Genomic DNA, 21,730 nt, shown 5'->3' with positions numbered 1-21,730 from the left:
ACCATGTAAGGAATTTGCAGCAGGAGAATTCGGATTTGATTTATATAATTAAGAATCAGATTAAGGCTGCCAAGGATGATGGTGAGGAATAGGTCCGTGAGGGAATGTAACGGGAATCAATTTTACTGACTGATTTTACTTAAATAAACACATCGGTTTTTATTAATTAGGAATTTATATCGAAAATATTATTGGGAACAGGAATTTTAACAATTGATTTATTAAATCTTGATTATATTCTTGAGTGAATTATAATTATGTCCGCATTACTTGTTGTTATTAAAAAATATGTTATTATAATTTATGTACGGTTTTTTCAATTTGTAAAATAGTTGATGTTGATTTAGATAATATAAGTATTACCCCTAATCCAAATCAATGAAATAGCTTCGATACAGAGAATTACAACTAATTAAATATTATCCCCAAATATATTTTCTAAAAAATTAAATAAGTCTTTCAAAGTTTCTTGTACAAAAATTACTTAGTGAATATATAAATTACTTTTACTATCATTTCGAAAGAAGACAATTTCAATATATTTTAAATTCTTACCTTTGTAAAAATTTAAAAAGATGATAGAATTACCCGAAGCAATTAATTTATCAAGACAAATAAACGAAACTTTAGCAGGAAAAAGGATAGATCATGTTTTTAATGCTACCAAACCTCATAAGTTTGCTTTTTATAATGGCGATCCTTTGGAATACAATAAATTATTGGAAAAAAGGATTATTAAATCTGCAAAAGCTTTTGGAATGTTCGTAGATATATTTCTTGACGATAATACTATTCTTAATATAGGTGATGGAACTAATATAAAGTATGGTAGTCAAAAAGATGAAATTCCACCTAATTATCAGCTATTGATCGGTTTTAGTGATGATACTTTCTTAATTTTTACAATTGCTATGTACGGTTTTATAGGAGTTTATCCTGATGGAATCATTAATAATAAATATCATAAATTAAGTTTTGATAGTATTTCTCCTTTGGATGAATCATACGATATTAATATTTTTAATGAATTATTTCTTGAAGCAAAGAAAGATTATAGCGTAAAGGCACTGCTTGCTACAGAACAAAGAATTCCCGGTGTTGGAAATGGTGTTTTACAAGATATTTTATTCAATTCCAAAATCAATCCTAAAAGAAAAATATCTACTCTTACCGAGAATCAGAAGAACGATTTATTCAATTCATTAAAATCAACTTTAAAAGAGATGACTATAAAAGGAGGCCGTGACACTCAGACAGATCTTTTCGGAAAAAACGGAGGATACAAAACAATTCTGTCTTCTAAGACTTATAAAGAACCCTGTAAAGTTTGCGGGGTAAATATTGTCAAGGAATCTTATATGGGCGGAACAGTTTATTACTGTCCTGTCTGTCAGATTTAGTATAAAATGATTATTAAATCACAAAATTTAAACAAATTATCTATTTTTGTATATTAAATTTAAATGAAAATATTATGAATAAAACTTTAGAATATGAATCATTAACAGCAAATTTAGGAGTTGAAAACCTAGATGAAACCGTAAGATTTTATACCGAAATTTTAGAATTTAATCTTGTAATGAAAGCTCCTGAAACCGGAGAATTGCAGTGGGTTATGCTTTCAAACGGAAATGCGGTTATTATGTTTCAAGATATGGACAGTTTGAAGGTTGAATTTCCGAACATGTCATATAATCCTTCTAAATCTGCAATTACTTTTTATGTGAAAGTAAAAAATATGCATACACTTTATGAAAAACTAAAAGGTTCGGTTTATCTTCTTGGCGAATTACAAAGAACTTTTTACGGAGCGGATGAGTTTACAATTATGGACAATAACGGATATATTTTAACTATCACGGAAGATAAGTAGTGAAAGATTAAATGATTATGCCATAAACAAAAAAAATAATTATATGAATGAACATGTTTGTCAAAGTTGTGGAATGCCGATGAAAACGGAAGAAGATTTCGGCACTAATGCAGATCTTAGTATTAATGAAGATTATTGCCATTATTGCTTCAAAGATGGTAATTTTACCCATGATCTTACTATGGATGAAGTAATTGAACTTAATCTTCAATATTTGAATGAGTTTAATAAGGATTCTCCGAAAGAATTTACGGTTGAAGAAGCAAGAGGGGTAATGAAAGAATATTTTCCGACTTTAAAACGATGGAATAATTATTCTAAATCTTAAACTAAGATTATGTGTTTTATAAAAATCAATTAACGACTATTAATCAGACTAATAATGTTAATTAAAATAAAATAATGAAATCATTTAAAGCTATTCCTATTATTATTTTCGTTTCTCTTTTTACATCTTGTAAAGAACCTGTTAATAAAGAAATAAATCTTCCTGTAATGGAAATTGCCACTGAAAACGGAGCTCCGATTAATTCAAAAGAAACTTATATCAACGGATTTGTTGAAATAAGTATATTTAATAATGATAATGAGGAAATTATTGCTTCCGGAGATATGGAAATTAAAGGGAGAGGAAATAGTACTTGGACACAACCAAAAAAACCGTATAGAATAAAATTTAAAGATAAAAAATCCTTTTTTGGATTTCCAGAGAGTAAGCATTGGGTCTTATTAGCTAATTATATGGATAAAAGTATGTTAAGAAATGAAGTGGCTTTTGAGATGGGAAGAATAAGTGTTTTGGACTGGACCCCGAGAACACAATTTCTTGAAATTTATTTAAATGAGGAATATCAAGGAACATATCAGCTTACCGAGCAAATCAGAATAGATGAAAATAGAGTTAATATCACAGATGACGGATTTATTATTGAGGTTGATGTTATTGATAAAATAGGACAGGATGATGTTACATTTGAAACCGATAGAGTATTATTTTCAATTAAAGCTCCGGATGTGGAAGAAAATGATGAACGGTACAACTGGATAAAAAATCATATTATTTTTATAGAAAATATTCTATATAGTAATAATTTTCTTGATCCTGAAACAGGATATAAAAAATATATAGATATTGAATCTTTTGTCGATTGGTATTTGATTAATGAAATAGCCAAAAATCCCGATGCTGTTTTTACGTCGAGTTGTTATATGAATATTGTAGCTCCTGACGGTAAATTAAAAATGGGACCACTGTGGGATTTCGATACCGGATTCGGATGCGGATATTTTGATTATTATGATGCTACCCCAAATGATTTTTGGGTAAAAGGTTCCAAATGGATTAGTATTATGTTCCTCGACCCGGAGTTCGTTAATATGGTAAAAACCAGATTTGATTATTTTAAATCTAATAAAAATTTAATAATTAATTCATTATTAAGTAATGCTCTAACTATTCAGAGATCGGCGATATATAATGAACAAAAATGGAAGTATTTACAAGATAGTGAAGATTTTGAAATTATTTTATCCAAATATAATGACGAAGTAAAATATCTTGAGAATTGGATCAACCAAAGGTTCGACTGGTTGGAAAATGCATATAATGAGTTGTAATTTAAAATTATTCTTTGAGTATAAGTAATATGAAAAAATTTATTCTGAGTATTATTATAGTTTCCTTACTTGTTTGTTTCACTTCTTGTGGTAGCAAACAAAAAAATTCTGTTTCAAAAGTAGAATGGCTTATCGGAACCTGGATGTTTGAAGATGGTTTCGGCGGGGTTTCTTATGAATCATGGGAAAAAATCTCAAACAATGAATTGAAAGGCCGGAGTTATGTGCTGGCAGGAAATGATACTGTGGTTTTTGAAAACATAAATATAAAACAAGAAAATAATAATCTGTTTTATACGGCAAAAGTTACCGGACATAATGATGATATGCCAATAACTTTTCCTTTAAAATCAATTACTGAAGAAAAAATGGAATTCGAAAATCTGCAACACGATTTTCCGCAAATGATATCTTATCGCAAAATTAATAATGATTCGTTAGTTGCGGAAGTCTCAGGCATTCAGAATGGTGAGATAAGTGTTTTTGAATTACCGATGAGAAAAAGTAAATAAAGAAATTTATTCTTTCTTTTCCCAAATAACTTTTACAAAGCTGGAGTTTTCTTCAAAATTTACTCCTTCCAACTCTACATTTCCGGAAATTCCGGCAAGAGAACCTAATAGGTTACCGTCTTTGTCGTAAACATCAATAAGTTCATCTGTAATACATGCGGTTTTATCAAATAAATAAACATCTTTCTCTTGGAATAAATATTCACTTACTTTTGCACCGACGCAAGCATCCTTGCTAAACTCCTTAATTTTTTTCTCAATAGCTTTAGGCGTGCCGTCGGGAAATTCAACCTTTTCACAACTTGAAAATGTAAATAAAGCAGCTAATACAGTAAAAACAAAAATTAAATTTTTCATAATTATATATTTTAATTAATAACTATGAAACGATTTTGTATGAAAAAATATTTTTAAAATCACTTTCTATTTGTATATTTGCAAGGCTAATTTTAAATTTTATTAAACATATAAATAAGTTAAATAATTAATTATGAAAATAAAAACATTTTTATTGTTGTTAATAACAACGTGTTTAATTACTTATGCTAATGCACAAGAATCTAAAAAAGTTTTAATAGTGTACTTCTCTCATTCGGGAAATACAGAAGCGGTTGCTAATCATATTCAAAGAGTAACAAATGCAGATATTTTTGAGATTCAAACAGTTGAAGCTTATCCGCAGGAATATAAAAAATGTACGGAGCAAGCAAAAAAGGAAATTAACGAAGGTTATAAACCGGAGCTTAAAACAAAGATTGACAACATTGCGAGTTATGATATAATATTTGTAGGTTCTCCTAATTGGTGGAGTACAATCGCACCTCCGGTTTCTTCTTTTTTATCCGAATATGATTTATCCGGAAAAATTGTTGTTCCTTTCGTAACTCATGGAGGCGGGGATAAGGCAAATTGTTTTGATGATATGGAAAAACTTTGTTCGAAATCTACATTTAAAGAAGGAATTGCAATTCTCGGAACAAGAGTTGCCGGTATGCAAAAGGATGTTGAAGTATGGGCGAAAAAGATTATGACTGAATAGGGTCTAATAAGTGAATATGTTTATTTAAATCGGGAATAAAAAAAATGAAAAGTGATAAGAAAGGCATAAATCGACGGGAATTTCTAAAGGTTTTCGGCGGTGGAATTGCTACAACTGCGGCTTTAACTGCCTGCAACTTTAAGGATAAAAAATCTCAGAATAAAATTTACGATAAGACGGAAGTTCCTAAAGGACAAATGACTTATCGAACTAATCACAATTCAGGGGATAGAGTTTCTCTTCTGGGTTACGGCTGTATGCGCTGGCCTCTGATCACAAACGAAACCGGCGAAAGTGTTATAGATCAGGAAGCTGTAAATCAATTGGTAGATTATGCTATCGAACATGGTGTTAATTATTTTGATACAGCCCCGCGGTATGTAAGAGGAATGTCGGAAAAAGTTACAGGAATAGCACTTAGCCGTCATCCCCGTGATCAATATTTCCTGGCTACAAAAATGTCTAACCAGTCTAATGATGCTTATACACGTTCGCGTGAAGGTTCTATAGCAATTTATAGAAAATCTATGGAAGATTTGAGAACCGATTATTTTGATTATTATTTACTTCACTCTGTTGGTGGTGGCGGTATTGAAAATTTAAAAAGTCGGTTTTACGATAACGGAGTTTTAGATTTTCTTCTTGAAGAACGTGAAAAGGGAAAAATTCGTAATCTCGGCTGGTCATTCCATGGAGATATTGAAGTCTTTGATCACATGCTTACCTGTGGTGTGAAATGGGATTTTGCAATGATTCAGCTAAATTACTATGATTGGGGAAATCCGGCGGGTCAGAATTTCAATGCCGAACACCTCTATAGTGAACTTACAAAGCATAATATTCCGGTTATTGTTATGGAACCGTTACTTGGTGGCCGGCTTGCAAGATTAGGGTATCACCAATTGGAAACATTTAAGCAAATTCGTCCGGATGATTCTCCTGCAACTTGGGCTTTCAGATTTGCAGGTTCTCCGGAAAATATTTTGACGGTATTGAGCGGAATGGCTTATATGGAACACTTACAAGAAAATATCAGAACTTATTCTCCTTTAGAACCGCTTAACCCGCAGGAAGCGCAGGCTGTTTCACACGTAACTGAACTTATGCGGAATTCCGATTACATCCCGTGTACCGAATGTCAATATTGTATGCCTTGTCCTTACGGAATTGATATTCCGGCAACATTTACTCATTATAATAAATGTCTGACTGAAGGAAAAATTCCGAGAAACTCTGAGGATGAAAATTATCGCAAAGCTCGCCGTGCCTTTTTGATAGGCTACGACAGAAGTGTCCCTAAACTTAGACAAGCAAGTCATTGTATCGGCTGCCAGAAATGTCTTTCAGATTGTCCGCAACGAATTAAAATTCACGAAGAAATGTTTAGAATTGATCAATTTGTTGAGAAATTAAAAATTAACGGTAAAATTTAAAGTTATGTTAAGAAAGATAAGAATAATCGCGGCAATCATTTGCTTTGCACTGATAACATTATTATTTCTGGATTTTACTGGTACCCTGCATGCTTGGTTCGGTTGGCTTGCAAAAATCCAACTTGTTCCTGCTATCTTGGCGGTAAACATTGGAATTATAATCTTTTTGTTGTTATTTACTTTGCTTTTCGGTAGAGTTTATTGCTCGGTACTTTGCCCAATGGGCGTATTTCAAGATATTGTTTCTCGCGTCACAAATCGTAAAAAATATCGTTTCAAATATTTGCGCTCTATTAATTGGTTACGTTACGGGGTTCTCGCTTTATTTTGTATCGCCTTGATAGCAGGAGTAAGTGTAATCGTTTCGATTCTTGAACCATACAGCGCTTACGGACGCATTGCTTCAAATCTTTTTGCGCCGATTTACCTGGGAATAAACAATTTACTTGCATTTATTGCAAAAAGAATTAATAGTTATGCATTTTATTCAACAGATGTTTGGATAAAAAGTATTTCAACATTTATTGTTGCAATACTCACTTTTGTAATAATTGCTGTTTTAGCATGGAAAAACGGTAGGATTTATTGTAATACGATTTGCCCTGTAGGAACTTTCTTAGGATTGATCTCAAGATTTTCATTGTTCAAACCTCGTTTTAGTGAGTCGACCTGCAATAATTGCGGATTATGTGAAAGGACATGCAAAGCATCTTGTATAAATTCAAAAGACAGAAAAATAGATTATAGCAGGTGCGTTTCCTGTATGAATTGCATTGATAGCTGCAATAAAAAGTCATTAAAATATTCATTAAGGTTAAAAACCGAAAAAGTTTCTTCTACAGCAGCTAAAGAAACAGATAGCTCTCGTCGTAATTTTCTTTTCTGGACTGCGGCTTTTGCGGCAACATCGGCAATAAAAGCCCAAAGTACGAAGGTTGACGGCGGTTTGGCCATTATCGAAGATAAGAAAGTTCCTAACAGACTTACACAAGTTTGTCCGCCGGGAGCATCAAGTATAAAAAATTTATCCCAACATTGCACTGCTTGTCAATTGTGTGTTTCGGTTTGTCCGAATCAGATTTTACATCCTTCAAATGATTTGTCGAGATTTATGCAGCCTGAGATGAGATTCGAAAGAGGATTCTGCCGTCCGGAGTGTACGAAATGTTCGGAAGTTTGTCCTTCAGGAGCAATAAAACAAATTGATGTTTTTGAGAAATCTTCAACACAGATCGGGCATGCGGTATTTATCAAAGAAAATTGTGTTGTCCTGAGAGATAATTCGAGTTGTGGAAATTGTGCCCGACATTGTCCTGCAGGCGCAATATTTATGGTTACAATTAATGAAGAAGGCTATTCTTATGAATTGCCCGTTGTTGATACGGAAATTTGTATCGGTTGCGGTGCCTGCGAATATCATTGTCCGGCGCGCCCATTCAGTGCTATTTATGTTGAAGGCCATGAAAGACACAGAATAATATAAAAAGATTGAAGGAATTAAATTATGAAGTTTAAAAACATAATTTACTTACTATCAATATTCTTTGTTTCGTGTGATTCTATCCAAGAAACATATTATTTTATTTATTTCGATTCTTTTATTGCACACGGCGGCGGCGCAATAGAAGAGTTTACTTTGACCAATTCGCTGGAAGCAATGAACCTCTCTTATGAGAAAGGATGTAGGTTTCTTGAATTGGATATTATAACAACTTCCGACGGAAAATTTGTAGCAGCTCATGGTTGGGGGGATTTTAAAAACATGACAAATTATTATGAATTATCCGGAACTCCTTTGAGCGAAGATGTTTTTATGGCTCAAATCATTTATGATGGATTCTCCCCAATGAATATGGATATGATTAATAAATGGTTTGAAGATCATCCCGATGCAATATTGGTAACTGATAAAATAAATAATCCGAAACTTTTTGCAGAAGAATTTCTTTTTAAGGATAGATTAATTATGGAACTTTTTTCTTGGGAAGCCGTTGATATTGCAATAGAGGAAGGTATTAAACCGATGCTTAGCGAAAATTTGGTAATTTCCGTACCTGATATTTTAGATGATATACTTCAAAAAGAAATTGAATATGTAGCAATATCAAAAACATTTTTATTGGAGAATAGAGTGCTTTTGAAATCATTAAAAGATTGTGGAATAATGGTATATGTATATGGTCTGACAGAAAGATATGATGAAGTATATTTTTTAGAAAACGAAATGGACTATATTTATGGAATGTATATAGATGAAACAGATATTTTATATCATATCGATAGAATAATTGTAAAAAGAATCTGATAGATAGTTGGCCTCATAACTAATTGTGATTATTATTTATTTAAAATACCTACTTATTGGGATTGTTTGCCGTGAGTCAGGAACCGAACTTTGCAATAACAATTTAAATCAATAATTATTAATAATCATAATAAGAATTAGTATGAAAAAAATAGCGATTATCTACGGATCTTCAACCGGTAATACAGAAACCATAGCTCTTAATATTGCAGAGAAACTTTCCGGCGAGGATATTAAATTAATTGAGGTGTCAAAATTAAAAGCGAGTGATTTGGACGAATTTTCAAATCTGATTTTGGGAACATCTACTTGGGGTCTTGGCGAATTACAGGACGATTGGGATGTTGCAATTTCTTTACTTGAAAAAAGTAATCTTAATGGAAAAGTTATTGCCCTTTACGGATTAGGCGATGCGAGCTCTTATTCGGATACTTTTGTTGATGGTATGGGAATTATTTATGATACTATTAAAGACAAAGGTTGTAATGTTATTGGTGAAACTTCTACAGATGGTTACCAATTTGATTCTTCTAAAGCTGTTGTTGACGGCAAATTTATCGGTTTGGCTTTAGATGAAGATACTGAAAGTAATTTGACGGGAGCCAGGCTTGATAAATGGATTGCAAATATTCTTCCCTTATTCAAATAGTTAAAGTTAATATTAATTTAAATTGATTTTCGGGGAAATATTTTATAATGAAAGTTTTAGCCCATCATATCTACGAATATAAAAAAGGTTTGCGTAACTTGGTTCTACATACGTTGGACGCTTCTTTAAAACCGCTTGCAGAGCTTAAGTTGCAACAGCAAAACATTGATTATATAATAAGATATGTTACTCCCTCGAAAATCAATTTATTTTTTGGAAAACCCGAATGTGTTCGGGTTATTGATAAGATTGGAGATAAAAATTTGAATAAATTTACTCCTGAAGAAGATTTTATCCTCGGTACAATGCTGGGCTACGATAGATTACAGCAATGCCATCGATATCTTAAAAAGAAAGAACAAGAAAATGTTAAGATTGAGGAAGTTAATAATTTTGAAAATTTGAAGTTTAGAAATCCAGGTAAATAAGAACTAAAAAAAGGTTATATACTATCAATCCGAAATAAGAAGAGAGACCTTACAATTAAATTTGTTAAGATCTCTCTTTTTATATAAAAAACACTAATTAAATTCTATATAAAATTTAATTATTTGATTTTATTATCTTTCTTACAAAAACATTTGCTTCATTATGCACGGATAAGAAATATGTACCGGTTGGCATATTACCAATATTTATTGTGCAAGAATCATCGGAAGTTTTAATATTTTGTATAATCTTTCCATTCAAATCGGAGATGAAAATATCCTTTTCACCTTGCAATGCTGCATCAAATTTAATGTTAATAATCTTTGATGCCGGATTTGGATATATGATGATATTTTTATCATTATTAAAATCTTCTATGCCTACCGGATTAAAAATAAGTGTTGCTGTTGCCAACAACCAAAAATTAGGATCGAAATTTATTGATAAAATTGTCTTACCGTCAGGAATGCTATATACAAATTGCTGATTATTTTCATCTTGAAGAAATGGTACAATCTCATTTGAACCATCGCTATAATTAATTCTTAACTCGTATGTTACTTTAAATAAAGGAGTAATATTTGAAGCTGTAGTTGTTTGAGTGCTATTCAAAGTTAATTGACCTCCCGATTGATGCCATAAAATATTGAAAGTAGGATAACCTTCTCCATAAAACCATTGATCGAAGAAAGTTGTAAAATCCATATCCGAAAGTTCTTCAACAACGCCAATAAAATCGTCAATTACAGTGGCTTTGTCCTTAAAGCGTTCCTGGTAAGTTTGTAGAATATTGAAAAACAAATCATCATCATCGCCTAAATCATATCTTAACATATGTACAAGAATAGCACCCTTGTCATAAGTTAATGTAGCGTGGAAAATTCGGTTTTCATCATCAATCTGTTCAATAGGTACATAAACACTTCCTGTTTTTCCATAATTTATAACAGAATTAATTACATATTGTTTAAATTGTGTAAAAGCAGCTTGTCTTCCGTATTTATATTCATACCATAAATATTCGCCGTAAGAAGCAAATCCTTCATTAAGCCAAATATGTTGCCAAGAAGCACAAGTCACATTATCTCCAAACCATTGATGTACTAATTCATGAGCAATAATTCCGTCATAAAAATAACCTGTTGTCGTCATAGTTTGATGCTCCATTGCTCCGCCCATATATGCCAACGAGTGTCCGTATTTCTCGGAACTGAAAGGATATTCTCCAAAAATTTCAGAAAAATATTCAATCATTTCCGCTGTTTCATCAATTTCCGCTTTATTCTGATCCAGGCATTGAGTAGAATTATAAATATAATTTTGAATTAAGAGTTGCTCGCCCGTTTGAGGAATTTCCGCATAAATAGAATAATCCTGATATTCAGCTATTGCAATGGAAATTAGATAATAAGCTATCGGATAATTTGATTTCCATTCATAACGAGCTTTATTATTCGGTAAATCGACAACATCCGTCAGCAAACCGTTAGAAGCTACCATATTAGGTTTTGTAGTTGTAATAAAAACCCAACAAGAATCAGCCTTATCAGAAAGGACTTGCTTAACCGGAAACCAATGATAAGCATTGTTTGCCTCGGATAAAGTCCATGTGACATCAAAATTACCGTAGCGTTGATCTCTTTCTGTACTGATTCCGGAGAAAAAACCGCCAGAGCCGGTATATGCTCCGTGGTAAAATACTTGTACGTCGAATAAAGTATTTTGTGGCATATCAAGATCGATTACCATGCGTTTATAACTTTCATTTATAAAGCTTTTCTTGACGCCATCAATTAAAATACTATCAATAGTGTAGTCTTGATGGAGATACAGACATAAAGTATCCATAATAGGCCAAACAACTTCGGCTTTGATTGTAACATCGCCGGATAAAGCAACAGTATTATTTTCGGCATTGAGATTTAAAAAATACCATTTCACGTCATAAGCATTTTGATTATCAACCGGAAGAACATCAGGTGAAAGGTTCTCGCTTTTTTGTTTGGTTTCAAGATAATATCTGTATGGTTTTAATTCTTGTGCGAAAATAAAATTTGATATTAAAAAGGAAAAAGCTAATAAAATAATTGTAGATTTTGTTTTCATGTCGTATGAATTTATATGTTATCAAATATTTCTTTAATTATGATGACAAAATTAAATTTTTTTCTAAGAGTATGCAATTATATTCAATTATTTTTGAAAACTTCTTTTATTTATCTATTAAACAGATGAGTATAAAAAGATATTTTGTTAATAATTTATCAATTTAAAAACATTTTTAGGAAAGAATTATATATAATTTTGCGATTGATATCGGTTTCCTTAAATTGTTTTTAAGACAACCGGAATTAAAAGGGAATCCTGTGAGAATCAGGAGCTATTCCCGTAGCTGTAAGTTTTATTATGAATCTGCAAAATACCACTGATGTTTAATCGGGAAGGAGCAGAACTCAGAAACAAGTCAGAAGACCTGCCGATATCAAAAATCTGTAGCTTTCGGGTGAAAAAGCGTAAGATTATTTACTACTTCCAGAAGGTAAATTAGTAAATTCTATCCGGCTTCTCCTTGAGCTACATCATTTAAAAAAGAAAAAATAATCAATATATCTATGGAAACATATATCGTTAAAAGAGACGGCAAAAAAGAATTGTTCTCAATCGAAAAAATTCAAAATGCAATAGCTAAAGCATTTCTGTCTGTCGGAAGCTTTGCCACCCAAGATGTCATTACAAACATTTTAAGCAGAGTAAGTATAAAAGACGGTGTTACGGTTGAGGAAATTCAGAATCAGGTAGAAATTGCCCTGATGGCTGAAAGATATTACGCCGTTGCAAAATCATATATGCTTTATCGGCAAAAACATACGGAAGACCGTGAAGTAATGGATAAACTTAATTTCCTGATGGAGTATTGTGATGCTTCTAATGCAGCCTCAGGAAGTAAATATGATTCCAATGCGAATGTAGAAAATAAAAATATGGCAACATTAATCGGCGAACTTCCTAAGTCTAATTTTATTCGTTTGAATCGCCGGATGCTTACGGACAAGATTAAAGAAATGTATGGTAAAGAATTGTCCGACAAATATATTGATTTATTAAACAGACATTTTATTTATAAGAATGATGAAACAAGTTTGGCAAATTATTGCGCCAGCATAACAATGTATCCTTGGCTTATCGGCGGCACAACTTCAATAGGAGGAAATTCAAAAGCACCAACAAATCTGAAATCTTTTTGCGGCGGATTTGTTAATATGGTTTTTATGGTTTCCAGCATGTTGAGCGGTGCCTGCGCAACTCCAGAGTTTCTGATGTACATGAATTATTTTATAGGATTAGAATACGGAAAAAATTATTATTTGGATGTGGATAAGGTTGTCGATTTATCTGTAAAGCAGCGAACTTTGGATAAGATAATAACTGATTGTTTCGAACAAATAGTTTATTCTATCAACCAACCAACCGGTGCGCGTAACTTTCAGGCTGTATTCTGGAATATTTCTTATTACGACAGGTATTATTTCGAAAGTCTTTTTGAACATTTTGTCTTTCCGGATGACAGTAAACCTGATTGGGATTCGCTCAGCTGGTTGCAAAAACGTTTTATGAAATGGTTCAATAGAGAACGTACCCGTGCCGTTCTTACTTTCCCCGTTGAAACAATGGCTCTTCTTACCGAAAACGGTGATGTCAAGGATAAGGAATATGGAGATTTCACTGCTGAAATGTATTCCGAAGGCCATTCTTTCTTTACATACATGAGCGATAGTGCCGACTCACTAAGTAGTTGTTGCCGTTTGAGAAATGAAATCAGCGACAACGGGTTCAGTTATACTCTCGGTGCAGGCGGTGTTTCCACAGGATCTAAAAGTGTTCTTACAATCAATCTGAATCGTTGTATTCAATATGCTTCAAAAAGGGAAATGCACTATCAATTCTTTTTGGAAGAAGTTATTGATTTGGTACATAAAGTTCAGACAGCCTATAATGAGAATTTAAAGGAAATGTATAAAAAAGGAATGTTGCCTTTGTTTGATGCCGGTTATATCAATATAGGCCGTCAATATTTAACTATTGGTGTAAACGGACTTGTTGAAGCGGCTGAATTTCTCGGAATTGAAATCAATGATAATCCGGAATATGAACGGTTTACGGAAGAAATTCTCAGTACTGTTGAAAGATACAATAAGAAATACAGAGATAAAGATTTGATGTTTAATTGTGAGATGATTCCTGCCGAGAATGTAGGTGTTAAACATGCAAAATGGGATAAAAAAGACGGATATAAAGTGAATAGGGATTGTTATAACAGTTATTTTTATATTGTTGAGGATGAGAAATTAAATATTATTGATAAATTTCGTTTACATGGCGAGAAATATATCAAACATTTAACAGGCGGTTCGGCTTTGCATCTTAATCTACATGAACATTTATCTAAAGAACAATATAGACAATTATTGAAAGTTGCGGCAAAAGAAGGCTGTAATTATTTTACTTTCAATATTCCTAATACAGTTTGCAACGATTGCGGTCATATTACAAAACACAATTTGGAAGAATGTCCGGCCTGCGGTAGTCATAATTTAGATTACCTGACAAGAATTATCGGCTATTTGAAGCGCGTAAGCAATTTCTCACAATGCAGGCAGAAGGAAGCCTCTCGTCGTCATTATGCTACGGTTCATCAGTTATGATATAGTTTTCCAGGAAATTCCTGGTGAAGTCTCACTTGCGATAAATATTTCCAATTGTCCCAATATATGCGTCGGCTGCCATAGCCCGCATTTACAAGATGACATAGGAGAAGTATTAAATGAGCATGTTATCACCGAATTGATTCATCGGTACGGAAGTGCAGTAACTTGCGTATGTTTTATGGGTGGTGACGGAAATCCTGGTGAGATTGAACAACTCGCTCATTTTGTAAAACATTTCACAAACGGACAATTAAAAACCGCCTGGTATTCCGGAAAAATCTGTTTTCCGCCCGAATGTAATTATAACAATTTCGATTACATCAAATTAGGCCCTTACATTAAAGAATACGGCGCCTTGAATATCCCTACAACCAATCAAAAGTTTTATCAAATAGTTGATGAATGTATGGTTGATGTTACGGAAAGGTTTTGGAAGAATTGAGAATAAAAGAATGACATACATAGAAACAGAACGTTTATTATTACGGGATTGGAAAGAAAGTGATATACCTTCTTTTGCCGAAATGAATCGAAATCCCAAAGTAATGGAGTATTTCTTAAAACAGTTAACAAAAGAAGAATCCTTGGATTTTTACAATAGGATACAAGATGAATTTTACGAATATGGTTACGGCTTATATGCTGTTGAAAAGAAAGAAGACGGCTCATTTCTCGGATATACCGGATTCCATAATATCTTGTTTGACTTTGATTTTGCTCCGGGCATTGAAATCGGATGGCGACTAAGATATAAAGATTGGAATAATGGTTATGCTACTGAAGCGGCTAAAGCTTGTCTTTTGTACGCACGACATCTATCCTTTGATACGATATGGTCTTTTACATCATTGCTAAACAAAGCTTCTGAACAAGTGATGCAAAAGATAGGAATGAAAAAAGTAAAGGAATTTTTCCATCCGGTTGTGCCGAATGATCATCCTTTAAAACAGCATATTTTATATAAAATACAATTGAAAAACCAATATGATGATAAAAGATACTAAACCCTTATTATTCGAAAAAACTGATTGCAATATTTGGACTGACCCTTACATTCGGCAGCAGATGCTCAAAGAACATTTGAAGCCAACGTCTGACGGGGCCAGTCGAAAGCAGGAATCTATATTAAAAATCACAGATTTTGTGCTCAGTCAGTCTAAACCGGAAAACCGCCTCCTTGATCTGGGATGCGGTCCCGGGTTATATACCTCTTTATTCAAAGATAAAGGTTATGAAGTAACAGGAATTGATTTCAATAAGGCATCTATTGAGTATGCGATTGCTGAAAGGAAAGATATTCATTACATTCTGGGTGATTACATCAATGAGTATCCTTATGGGAAATTCGATACGGTAATCATGATTTACTGCGACTTGGGAACTCATTCCGATAATGACAGAGACAAACTGCTGAAAAACATCTATCAATCTTTGGAAGAAGGAGGAAGTTTTATATTCGATGTCTTTACTGACGATTTGATAAAAGATAAGCAGGAAGAACGGAATTGGGAGTATGCTTCTGCAGGCGGATTTTGGAATAAAGATGAATACTTGCTGCTAAGTCAAACATTTCATTATCATGGAAACAAAACATTTGCCTATCAATATAATCTGCTGTCGGAACTCGAAACCAAGCATTTTATTGTTTGGGACAGATATTACTCGGAAGAAGAAATTACTTTGGTCTTGAAGAATGCGGGTTTTCGAAAAGTAACTATACATAAGAATATCTTAAAAGATAATAATTTCACATCTAATAGCGAGATGTTTGTTGTTGCCCGAAAGTAAAATTTAAGGATAGGAAAACAGAAATCCATACTCCTGTGGAATAAATCCTTATCTTTGTATATCCAATAGCAGATATATGAGTTTACTTAACGAAACAGTTACTAACGAATTAAAACAACACGGAATAGAATTTATTTATTTTGTAGATATCTCCGGTTTGGCGGAAAAGCAGAATCGGGGATTTTCGTCTGCCGTATTATTTAGTGTTAAATGCACTCCCGAATACCTAAAAAGGGTCAATGATAATCCCAATTATGTGCCCGATATGGTTGCCCGTAACTATTTCGATGATGATGAACATTATTGCAAAGAAATGGAAATGTATCGCATATCCGACCTCTTATCCGAATTTATTGAGAAGAAAGGATATAGAGTTTATTCACTTTCGGAAGATAACCAGATAGCAACAAACAATTTTGAAGGCAATAAATCAATGCTCCCGTTAAAAACATTGGCTACTCATGCCGGACTGGGATGGATTGGAAAGAACAATCTTTTAGTAAATAAAGAATACGGTTGTTGTCTGAACTGGGGAGCAGTATTAACCGATATTCCGCTGGATACAACTTTAAGCGGCCTGCCGGTTGTTCAATGCGGCAATTGCAGTATTTGCTTAGATGTTTGCGAACCTAATGCTTTGAAAGGTACTGTTTGGAAATCAGGTATGGAACGCGAAGAAATGATAGAGGTGGAGAAATGCACAACCTGTTTGAAGTGTATGGTACATTGCCCATGGACGCAGCGATATATGAAGAAAGGACTGAATGCCAATGAATAGGCAAAATAAAATTAAAATAAACAATATTTCTGCTATACTGTATGGCTTCGCTTCGGATAAGTTATACTTGTATGTACACGGTAAACATTCCGGAAAAGAAGAAGCCGAACATTTTGCATACATAGCAGAAAAATCAGGTTATCAAGTTCTGAGCTTTGATTTACCTGAGCATGGAGAACGATTAAATGAATCATATCCGTGTACGGTTCAAAATGCCGTTTCCGACTTGAACGGAATTTATTCATTCGTTCAAGATAAATATAAAAGTATTTCGCTGTATGCTTGTAGTTTGGGAGCTTATTTCAGTTTGTCGGCTTATCAAAATATCATTTTAGACAAATGCCTTTTCCTTTCTCCTATTTTAGATATGGAGCAATTGATTCGGAATATGATGAAATGGGCAAATGTTTCAGAAGATGAATTGAAAGACAAAAGGGAAATTGCAACTTCTTTTGGCGAAACACTGTCTTGGGATTATTACCAATATGTTAGAAACCATCCGGTTAAAAAATGGAATAGTAAAACATTCATTTTATATGGAGAAAATGATAATCTGACAGATAAAAGTATTTTGGATTCGTTTGCAATTACGCATAATTGTGAAGTTGATATTATGGAAAATGGCGAACATTATTTCCACACAAAAGAACAATTGGATTATTTGAGAAATTGGTTAGAAAAAGTAATAAAATAAAAATAAGATGAATAAAAAAGAAGTAATTTTCGTACTCTTAAACGAGTTTGCCGATTGGGAAGGAGCTTATATTGCTACCTGTTTAAATTTGGGAGTAAAGCCCGGAAGTCCGGTCAGATACACAGTAAAGACAATGTCCGTAACAAAAGACCCCGTTGTTTCGATAGGCGGATTCAGGATATTACCCGACTATGACTTGAATGATATACCGGGTGATTTCGCCGGATTGATATTGATTGGCGGAATGCATTGGTTTTCGCCTGAAGCGGAAAAGATTATTCCGCTTGTTGAGAGAGCAATCAAGGAAAATAAATTGGTTGCCGGAATTTGTAACGCTTCGGTATTTCTTGGTGCGAACGGTTATCTTAACAATGTAAAGCATACAAGCAACGGATTGGATTATCTGAAACAGTTTGCCGGAGAGAAATATACAGGAGAAGCCGACTACGTCAACAAACAAGCCGTAAGAGACAGAAATATTGTTACCGCTAACGGAACTGCACCCTTGGATTTTTGTCGTGAGATTTTGTATGCTTTAGAGGCAGACACTCCTGAAATAATAGAAGAAAGTTACCAGTATTACACAAACGGTCTTTCTCCGAAATAATATACGGCAACAAGAAATTTATAATAATGAAAATAATATCAGTCAGAGAAAATCCCGAATACAAAGATGTTGCGGTAGATTATATCAGCAGTAAGTGGTCATCCGTTTCACGCATAATATATGATGACAGCATTACTCATAGTCTCACAGCATCAAGTCCGTTACCTCAATGGTATTTATTGGAGAAAGAAAATGAAATAATCGGTTGTGCAGGCTTAATAACAAACGATTTTATCAGTCGTATGGATTTATATCCGTGGATATGCGCCGTTTTCATTGATGAAAATCACAGAGGTAATGCATACGGTTCTCTTCTTTTGGATAAAGCAAAAGAAGACAGCTTGAAATCAGGTTTTAGTAATCTATACCTCAGTACAAGTCATATTGGTTATTATGAAAAATACGGATTCCGTTATATCGGACAAGGTTATCATCCTTGGGGAGAAGAATCGAGAATTTATCAGGCCGATTTATTATAATCAATGTTGAAAAACATAAACAAACTCACATGAAACTCAAAGACCTATCCATTACATTTCATACTGATAAAATAAAAGAGTGTATTGATTTTTACAGTAAATACTTCGGTGCAACCGTTGCCTTCGATGCCGATTGGTACGTTATGATTCGCCTCGAAAGTGATATACCGCTGTTTCTATCCTTTCAAGGGCACAATGGGGAAATGAATCGCCCTCAATTCGGCGGCGGCGTAACTCTCAACTTATCGGTTGAAGATGTAGATGTTTGTTACAACCAACTTAAACCATTGAATCTATCGTTTGTAGAAAAAATTACCGACCACGAGTGGGGCGATCGTGCTTTTAGCTTGCTCGATCCGATCGGCAATCTGGTTTATGTTTATTCTGAACGTCCTATAGCGGATAAATATAAAGATGCGGTAAAAAAATGAAACCAATGGAAACAGAACGGTTAATAATAAGGCCGATTAAACTTGATGACAAAACCGAGGTATTTGAGTACCGTTCGGATACGGAAGCAAATAAATATCAAGGCTGGATTCCTCAAACGGTTGAAGATGTTGAAACTTTTATAAAAAAGACTTCTTTTCGGATTAATGAACAGGGAACATGGTTTCAATACGTTATTCTTAGAAAAGATGACCAAAAAATAATCGGGGATATAGGTATTCATTTTTTTGATGCACAAAATAAACAAGTTGAAATCGGATGTACGTTGAATGGGAAATTTCAGCATGCGGGTTATGCTGCCGAAGCGATGAGGGAAGTTATTAACTATCTGTTCAAGGTATTGGAAAAGCACCGGATAATAGCTTCAATAGATCATGATAATGTAAGTTCCATCCGATTAGTAGAAAGACTTGGTTTCAGGAAAGAAGCCCACTTCGTTCGAAGTCTGTTTGTAAATGGGAAATGGGTTGACGATGTGATTTACGCTGTGTTGAATGAAAATTGGGAATGAAAGAAGGGATTTTTAATGGCAATAAACGCAAACGAAATCACAATAAAACCTCTTCAAAACGAAGATATTTCCTTATTTGAGAAATGGTTGGATAAAGAATATATCTACAAAAGGTTGTGTCCTGACGGAGAAGAACAAAGAGAAGCTTGGTCGGATGAGGTATCCAATAAAGACGGCAAATACGATTTCTTGAAGCATTTTATTGTTTATCACAACAACCGGAAAATTGGATATTGCCTCTTTGCCGATTGCTTTTTCTTGAAAGGTATTGAGGAAAAAGGACACGATTTTGAGTATTTGTACGGAGATGTTGCAGAAAAGAATCATACTTTTGAAATAGGATATCTGATTGGCGAAGAAGAGTATTTGAATAAAGGAATCAGCAAGATAGTAATACGGAAGTTAGAAGAATTAATCATTGAAACGGGCGGACGCGAAATAGCGGCTGACCCTTCCGAAGAAAATATTTTCTCGGTAAAAGCATTGTTAAGCAATGGATTTATAAAAAAGAGCGACGGCGATTATCGGAAAGTAATCACTTAAATTATAGAAAATTAAATATGAGAATAGCAGTAACAGGTTCACATTGTGTTGGAAAAACAACAATAGTTGAGGAGTTGCAAAAGTTGCTCCCTGATTACGAGTTCTACTCCGAACCTTATTATGAGCTGGAAGAGCGGGGCCATCTGTTTTCCGAAACACCAACGATTGACGATTATATCGAGCAGTTCGAGTATTCTATAAAACAAATATCGGCAAGTGGCAACAATGCCATTTTCGATCGCTGTCCTATCGATTTGTTTGCGTATATCCAAGGTGTCGGCGGATTGAGAGATATTCAGGCTTTCTATCAAATGCTTGAAGCCGTAATGCCTGAGATTGATTTACTCGTATTTGTTCCGATTGAGGAACCTGATAGAATACCATGCTCGGAATTGCCCGAACTCCGACAGGAAGTAAACGAAATTCTGCTCGAATTGATTGAAGAGTTAGGCATAGAGACAATCGAAGTTCACGGAGGTATATCGCAACGACTGAATCAAATAAGAGGTAAAATATGATGAAGACACAAACTCCTTTTGTTTCATGACAATGAACGCTATCGAATCAAAATCTAAGATATGGAATCTATGGCATGGCTGTCATAAGCTAAGTGCGGGTTGCCGGCATTGCTATGTTTACCGGGGCGATTTAAAACGGGGCATTGACAGCACTGTCGTTTTCAAAACTAAGTTGTTCGACCTGCCCGTACAAAGGAAACGCAACGGTGATTATAAGATTCCTTCGGGCACATTGGTTTATACTTGTTTTACTTCCGACTTCTTTCTGGAAGATGCTGATGTGTGGCGTAAAGAAGCATGGGAAATGATACGCCAACGGAGCGATTTGCGATTTATGATAATTACCAAACGTATCGACCGTCTGCAAAAGTCCTTACCCGATGATTGGGGCGACGGATATGATAATGTAACCATTTGTTGTACTGTTGAAACTCAAGATCGCGCCGATTACCGTTTGCCTATTTATAAAGAAGCTCCGATAAAACATAAAATTATTATTTGCGAACCGCTTTTGGAGCGAATAGATCTCAGTGGTTACGATATCGGTTCGTGGGCAGAACAAGTAGTTGCCGGAGGAGAGTCGGGCTATAATGCTCGTCCGTGCAACTTCGATTGGGTGATGGAATTGCATAACGTATGCATGCAACAAAACGTGTCTTTCTAGTTCAAACAAACAGGAAGCAAGTTCATTAAAGACGGAAAGTTATATAATATCAGTCGCCGGCTTCAGCATTCGCAAGCACGAAAGGCCGGAATTAATTTATAAAAAAGCCGTGAACTTAAACACACATTATCTTTA

At 34.0% G+C, this 21,730-nt stretch carries 25 protein-coding genes, 1 pseudogene and 1 riboswitch; of the genes and pseudogenes, 24 read left to right on the top strand and 2 right to left on the bottom strand.

Annotated elements, in window-relative coordinates:
* Nucleotides 1-575 precede the first annotated feature (575 nt).
* From LBP67_05850 to LBP67_05830, 5 genes are all read left to right on the top strand, one after another.
* Nucleotides 576-1,400 carry an endonuclease VIII gene (locus LBP67_05850; GenBank protein MDR2084499.1) on the top strand — a complete coding sequence of 275 codons (825 nt, stop codon included), beginning with the start codon at nt 576-578 and terminating at the stop codon, nt 1,398-1,400.
* Nucleotides 1,401-1,474: 74 nt separating this feature from the next.
* The gene (locus LBP67_05845) at nt 1,475-1,873 is read left to right on the top strand and encodes a bleomycin resistance family protein (GenBank protein MDR2084498.1); all 399 of its coding nucleotides are present in this window, start codon (nt 1,475-1,477) and stop codon (nt 1,871-1,873) included.
* Between the two features lie 43 nt (nt 1,874-1,916).
* On the top strand, nt 1,917-2,201 hold the full coding sequence (locus tag LBP67_05840) for a zinc ribbon domain-containing protein (protein MDR2084497.1): 285 nt from the start codon (nt 1,917-1,919) through the stop codon (nt 2,199-2,201).
* Between the two features lie 74 nt (nt 2,202-2,275).
* Nucleotides 2,276-3,490 (top strand): CotH kinase family protein, encoded by a 1,215-nt coding sequence (locus LBP67_05835; protein ID MDR2084496.1) that lies wholly within the window; start codon nt 2,276-2,278, stop codon nt 3,488-3,490.
* Between the two features lie 29 nt (nt 3,491-3,519).
* Entirely contained in the window at nt 3,520-4,002 is a 483-nt protein-coding gene (locus LBP67_05830) for a DUF6265 family protein (GenBank protein MDR2084495.1), read from the top strand.
* Between the two features lie 6 nt (nt 4,003-4,008).
* Here LBP67_05830 and LBP67_05825 read toward each other — a convergent pair whose 3' ends face one another.
* Nucleotides 4,009-4,359, bottom strand: a complete 351-nt coding sequence (locus LBP67_05825; GenBank protein ID MDR2084494.1) for a hypothetical protein — start codon at nt 4,357-4,359, stop codon at nt 4,009-4,011.
* Nucleotides 4,360-4,492: 133 nt separating this feature from the next.
* Between LBP67_05825 and LBP67_05820 the strand changes: the two genes are divergently transcribed.
* The 6 genes from LBP67_05820 to LBP67_05795 all read left to right on the top strand — a co-directional run bounded on the left by LBP67_05820 (nt 4,493) and on the right by LBP67_05795 (nt 9,856).
* Nucleotides 4,493-5,041, top strand: a complete 549-nt coding sequence (locus LBP67_05820; protein ID MDR2084493.1) for an NAD(P)H-dependent oxidoreductase — start codon at nt 4,493-4,495, stop codon at nt 5,039-5,041.
* A gap of 44 nt (nt 5,042-5,085) precedes the next feature.
* A complete protein-coding gene (locus tag LBP67_05815) occupies nt 5,086-6,474 on the top strand; it encodes an aldo/keto reductase (protein ID MDR2084492.1) in 1,389 nt (462 codons plus the stop codon).
* 4 nt (nt 6,475-6,478) lie between these two features.
* Nucleotides 6,479-7,957, top strand: coding sequence for a 4Fe-4S binding protein (locus LBP67_05810; protein ID MDR2084491.1), 1,479 nt, complete (start codon nt 6,479-6,481; stop codon nt 7,955-7,957).
* Nucleotides 7,958-7,978: 21 nt separating this feature from the next.
* Nucleotides 7,979-8,779: a hypothetical protein gene (locus LBP67_05805; protein MDR2084490.1), complete on the top strand. Its 801-nt coding sequence runs from the start codon at nt 7,979-7,981 to the stop codon at nt 8,777-8,779.
* A gap of 142 nt (nt 8,780-8,921) precedes the next feature.
* On the top strand, nt 8,922-9,428 hold the full coding sequence (locus tag LBP67_05800; protein MDR2084489.1) for a flavodoxin: 507 nt from the start codon (nt 8,922-8,924) through the stop codon (nt 9,426-9,428).
* Nucleotides 9,429-9,475: 47 nt separating this feature from the next.
* Nucleotides 9,476-9,856 (top strand): DUF2023 family protein, encoded by a 381-nt coding sequence (locus tag LBP67_05795; GenBank protein MDR2084488.1) that lies wholly within the window; start codon nt 9,476-9,478, stop codon nt 9,854-9,856.
* A 115-nt stretch (nt 9,857-9,971) separates the two neighbouring features.
* On the opposite strand, the gene LBP67_05790 is transcribed toward LBP67_05795, so the two are convergent.
* Nucleotides 9,972-11,963 carry a T9SS type A sorting domain-containing protein gene (locus LBP67_05790; protein ID MDR2084487.1) on the bottom strand — a complete coding sequence of 664 codons (1,992 nt, stop codon included), beginning with the start codon at nt 11,961-11,963 and terminating at the stop codon, nt 9,972-9,974.
* A gap of 194 nt (nt 11,964-12,157) precedes the next feature.
* Nucleotides 12,158-12,353: riboswitch (cobalamin riboswitch) on the top strand.
* A gap of 116 nt (nt 12,354-12,469) precedes the next feature.
* Here LBP67_05790 and nrdD point away from each other — a divergent pair.
* From nrdD to LBP67_05725, 13 genes and pseudogenes are all read left to right on the top strand, one after another.
* On the top strand, nt 12,470-14,560 hold the full coding sequence (gene nrdD, locus LBP67_05785; protein ID MDR2084486.1) for an anaerobic ribonucleoside-triphosphate reductase: 2,091 nt from the start codon (nt 12,470-12,472) through the stop codon (nt 14,558-14,560).
* Nucleotides 14,538-15,005: an anaerobic ribonucleoside-triphosphate reductase activating protein gene (gene nrdG, locus LBP67_05780; GenBank protein MDR2084485.1), complete on the top strand. Its 468-nt coding sequence runs from the start codon at nt 14,538-14,540 to the stop codon at nt 15,003-15,005. The genes nrdD and nrdG overlap by 23 nt, the downstream gene beginning before the upstream one ends.
* Before the next feature lie 10 nt (nt 15,006-15,015).
* Nucleotides 15,016-15,567: a GNAT family N-acetyltransferase gene (locus LBP67_05775; protein ID MDR2084484.1), complete on the top strand. Its 552-nt coding sequence runs from the start codon at nt 15,016-15,018 to the stop codon at nt 15,565-15,567.
* Nucleotides 15,548-16,351, top strand: a complete 804-nt coding sequence (locus LBP67_05770; protein MDR2084483.1) for a class I SAM-dependent methyltransferase — start codon at nt 15,548-15,550, stop codon at nt 16,349-16,351. Before LBP67_05775 ends, LBP67_05770 begins: the two co-directional genes overlap by 20 nt.
* A 76-nt stretch (nt 16,352-16,427) precedes the next feature.
* The gene (locus LBP67_05765; GenBank protein ID MDR2084482.1) at nt 16,428-17,129 is read left to right on the top strand and encodes a 4Fe-4S dicluster domain-containing protein; all 702 of its coding nucleotides are present in this window, start codon (nt 16,428-16,430) and stop codon (nt 17,127-17,129) included.
* Nucleotides 17,122-17,823: an alpha/beta hydrolase gene (locus tag LBP67_05760; protein ID MDR2084481.1), complete on the top strand. Its 702-nt coding sequence runs from the start codon at nt 17,122-17,124 to the stop codon at nt 17,821-17,823. The genes LBP67_05765 and LBP67_05760 overlap by 8 nt, the downstream gene beginning before the upstream one ends.
* Before the next feature lie 7 nt (nt 17,824-17,830).
* The gene (locus LBP67_05755; protein ID MDR2084480.1) at nt 17,831-18,430 is read left to right on the top strand and encodes a glutamine amidotransferase; all 600 of its coding nucleotides are present in this window, start codon (nt 17,831-17,833) and stop codon (nt 18,428-18,430) included.
* A 26-nt stretch (nt 18,431-18,456) separates the two neighbouring features.
* Entirely contained in the window at nt 18,457-18,909 is a 453-nt protein-coding gene (locus LBP67_05750; GenBank protein ID MDR2084479.1) for a GNAT family N-acetyltransferase, read from the top strand.
* 29 nt (nt 18,910-18,938) lie between these two features.
* Nucleotides 18,939-19,340, top strand: a complete 402-nt coding sequence (locus tag LBP67_05745; protein MDR2084478.1) for a VOC family protein — start codon at nt 18,939-18,941, stop codon at nt 19,338-19,340.
* A 5-nt stretch (nt 19,341-19,345) separates the two neighbouring features.
* Complete coding sequence (locus tag LBP67_05740; GenBank protein ID MDR2084477.1) at nt 19,346-19,870, top strand: GNAT family N-acetyltransferase; 525 nt, start codon at nt 19,346-19,348, stop codon at nt 19,868-19,870.
* A 15-nt stretch (nt 19,871-19,885) separates the two neighbouring features.
* Entirely contained in the window at nt 19,886-20,413 is a 528-nt protein-coding gene (locus tag LBP67_05735) for a GNAT family N-acetyltransferase (GenBank protein MDR2084476.1), read from the top strand.
* Nucleotides 20,414-20,430: 17 nt separating this feature from the next.
* The gene (locus tag LBP67_05730) at nt 20,431-20,931 is read left to right on the top strand and encodes an ATP-binding protein (protein ID MDR2084475.1); all 501 of its coding nucleotides are present in this window, start codon (nt 20,431-20,433) and stop codon (nt 20,929-20,931) included.
* 31 nt (nt 20,932-20,962) lie between these two features.
* Nucleotides 20,963-21,697, top strand: a pseudogene (locus tag LBP67_05725) (phage Gp37/Gp68 family protein).
* Nucleotides 21,698-21,730: the final 33 nt, after the last annotated feature.

It is taken from the genome of Bacteroidales bacterium (genome assembly GCA_031276035.1).
Classification (GTDB): domain Bacteria; phylum Bacteroidota; class Bacteroidia; order Bacteroidales; family BM520; genus RGIG7150.
Note: the sequence above shows the minus strand (reverse complement) of the source record. Positions and strands in the feature narration are given on the sequence as shown.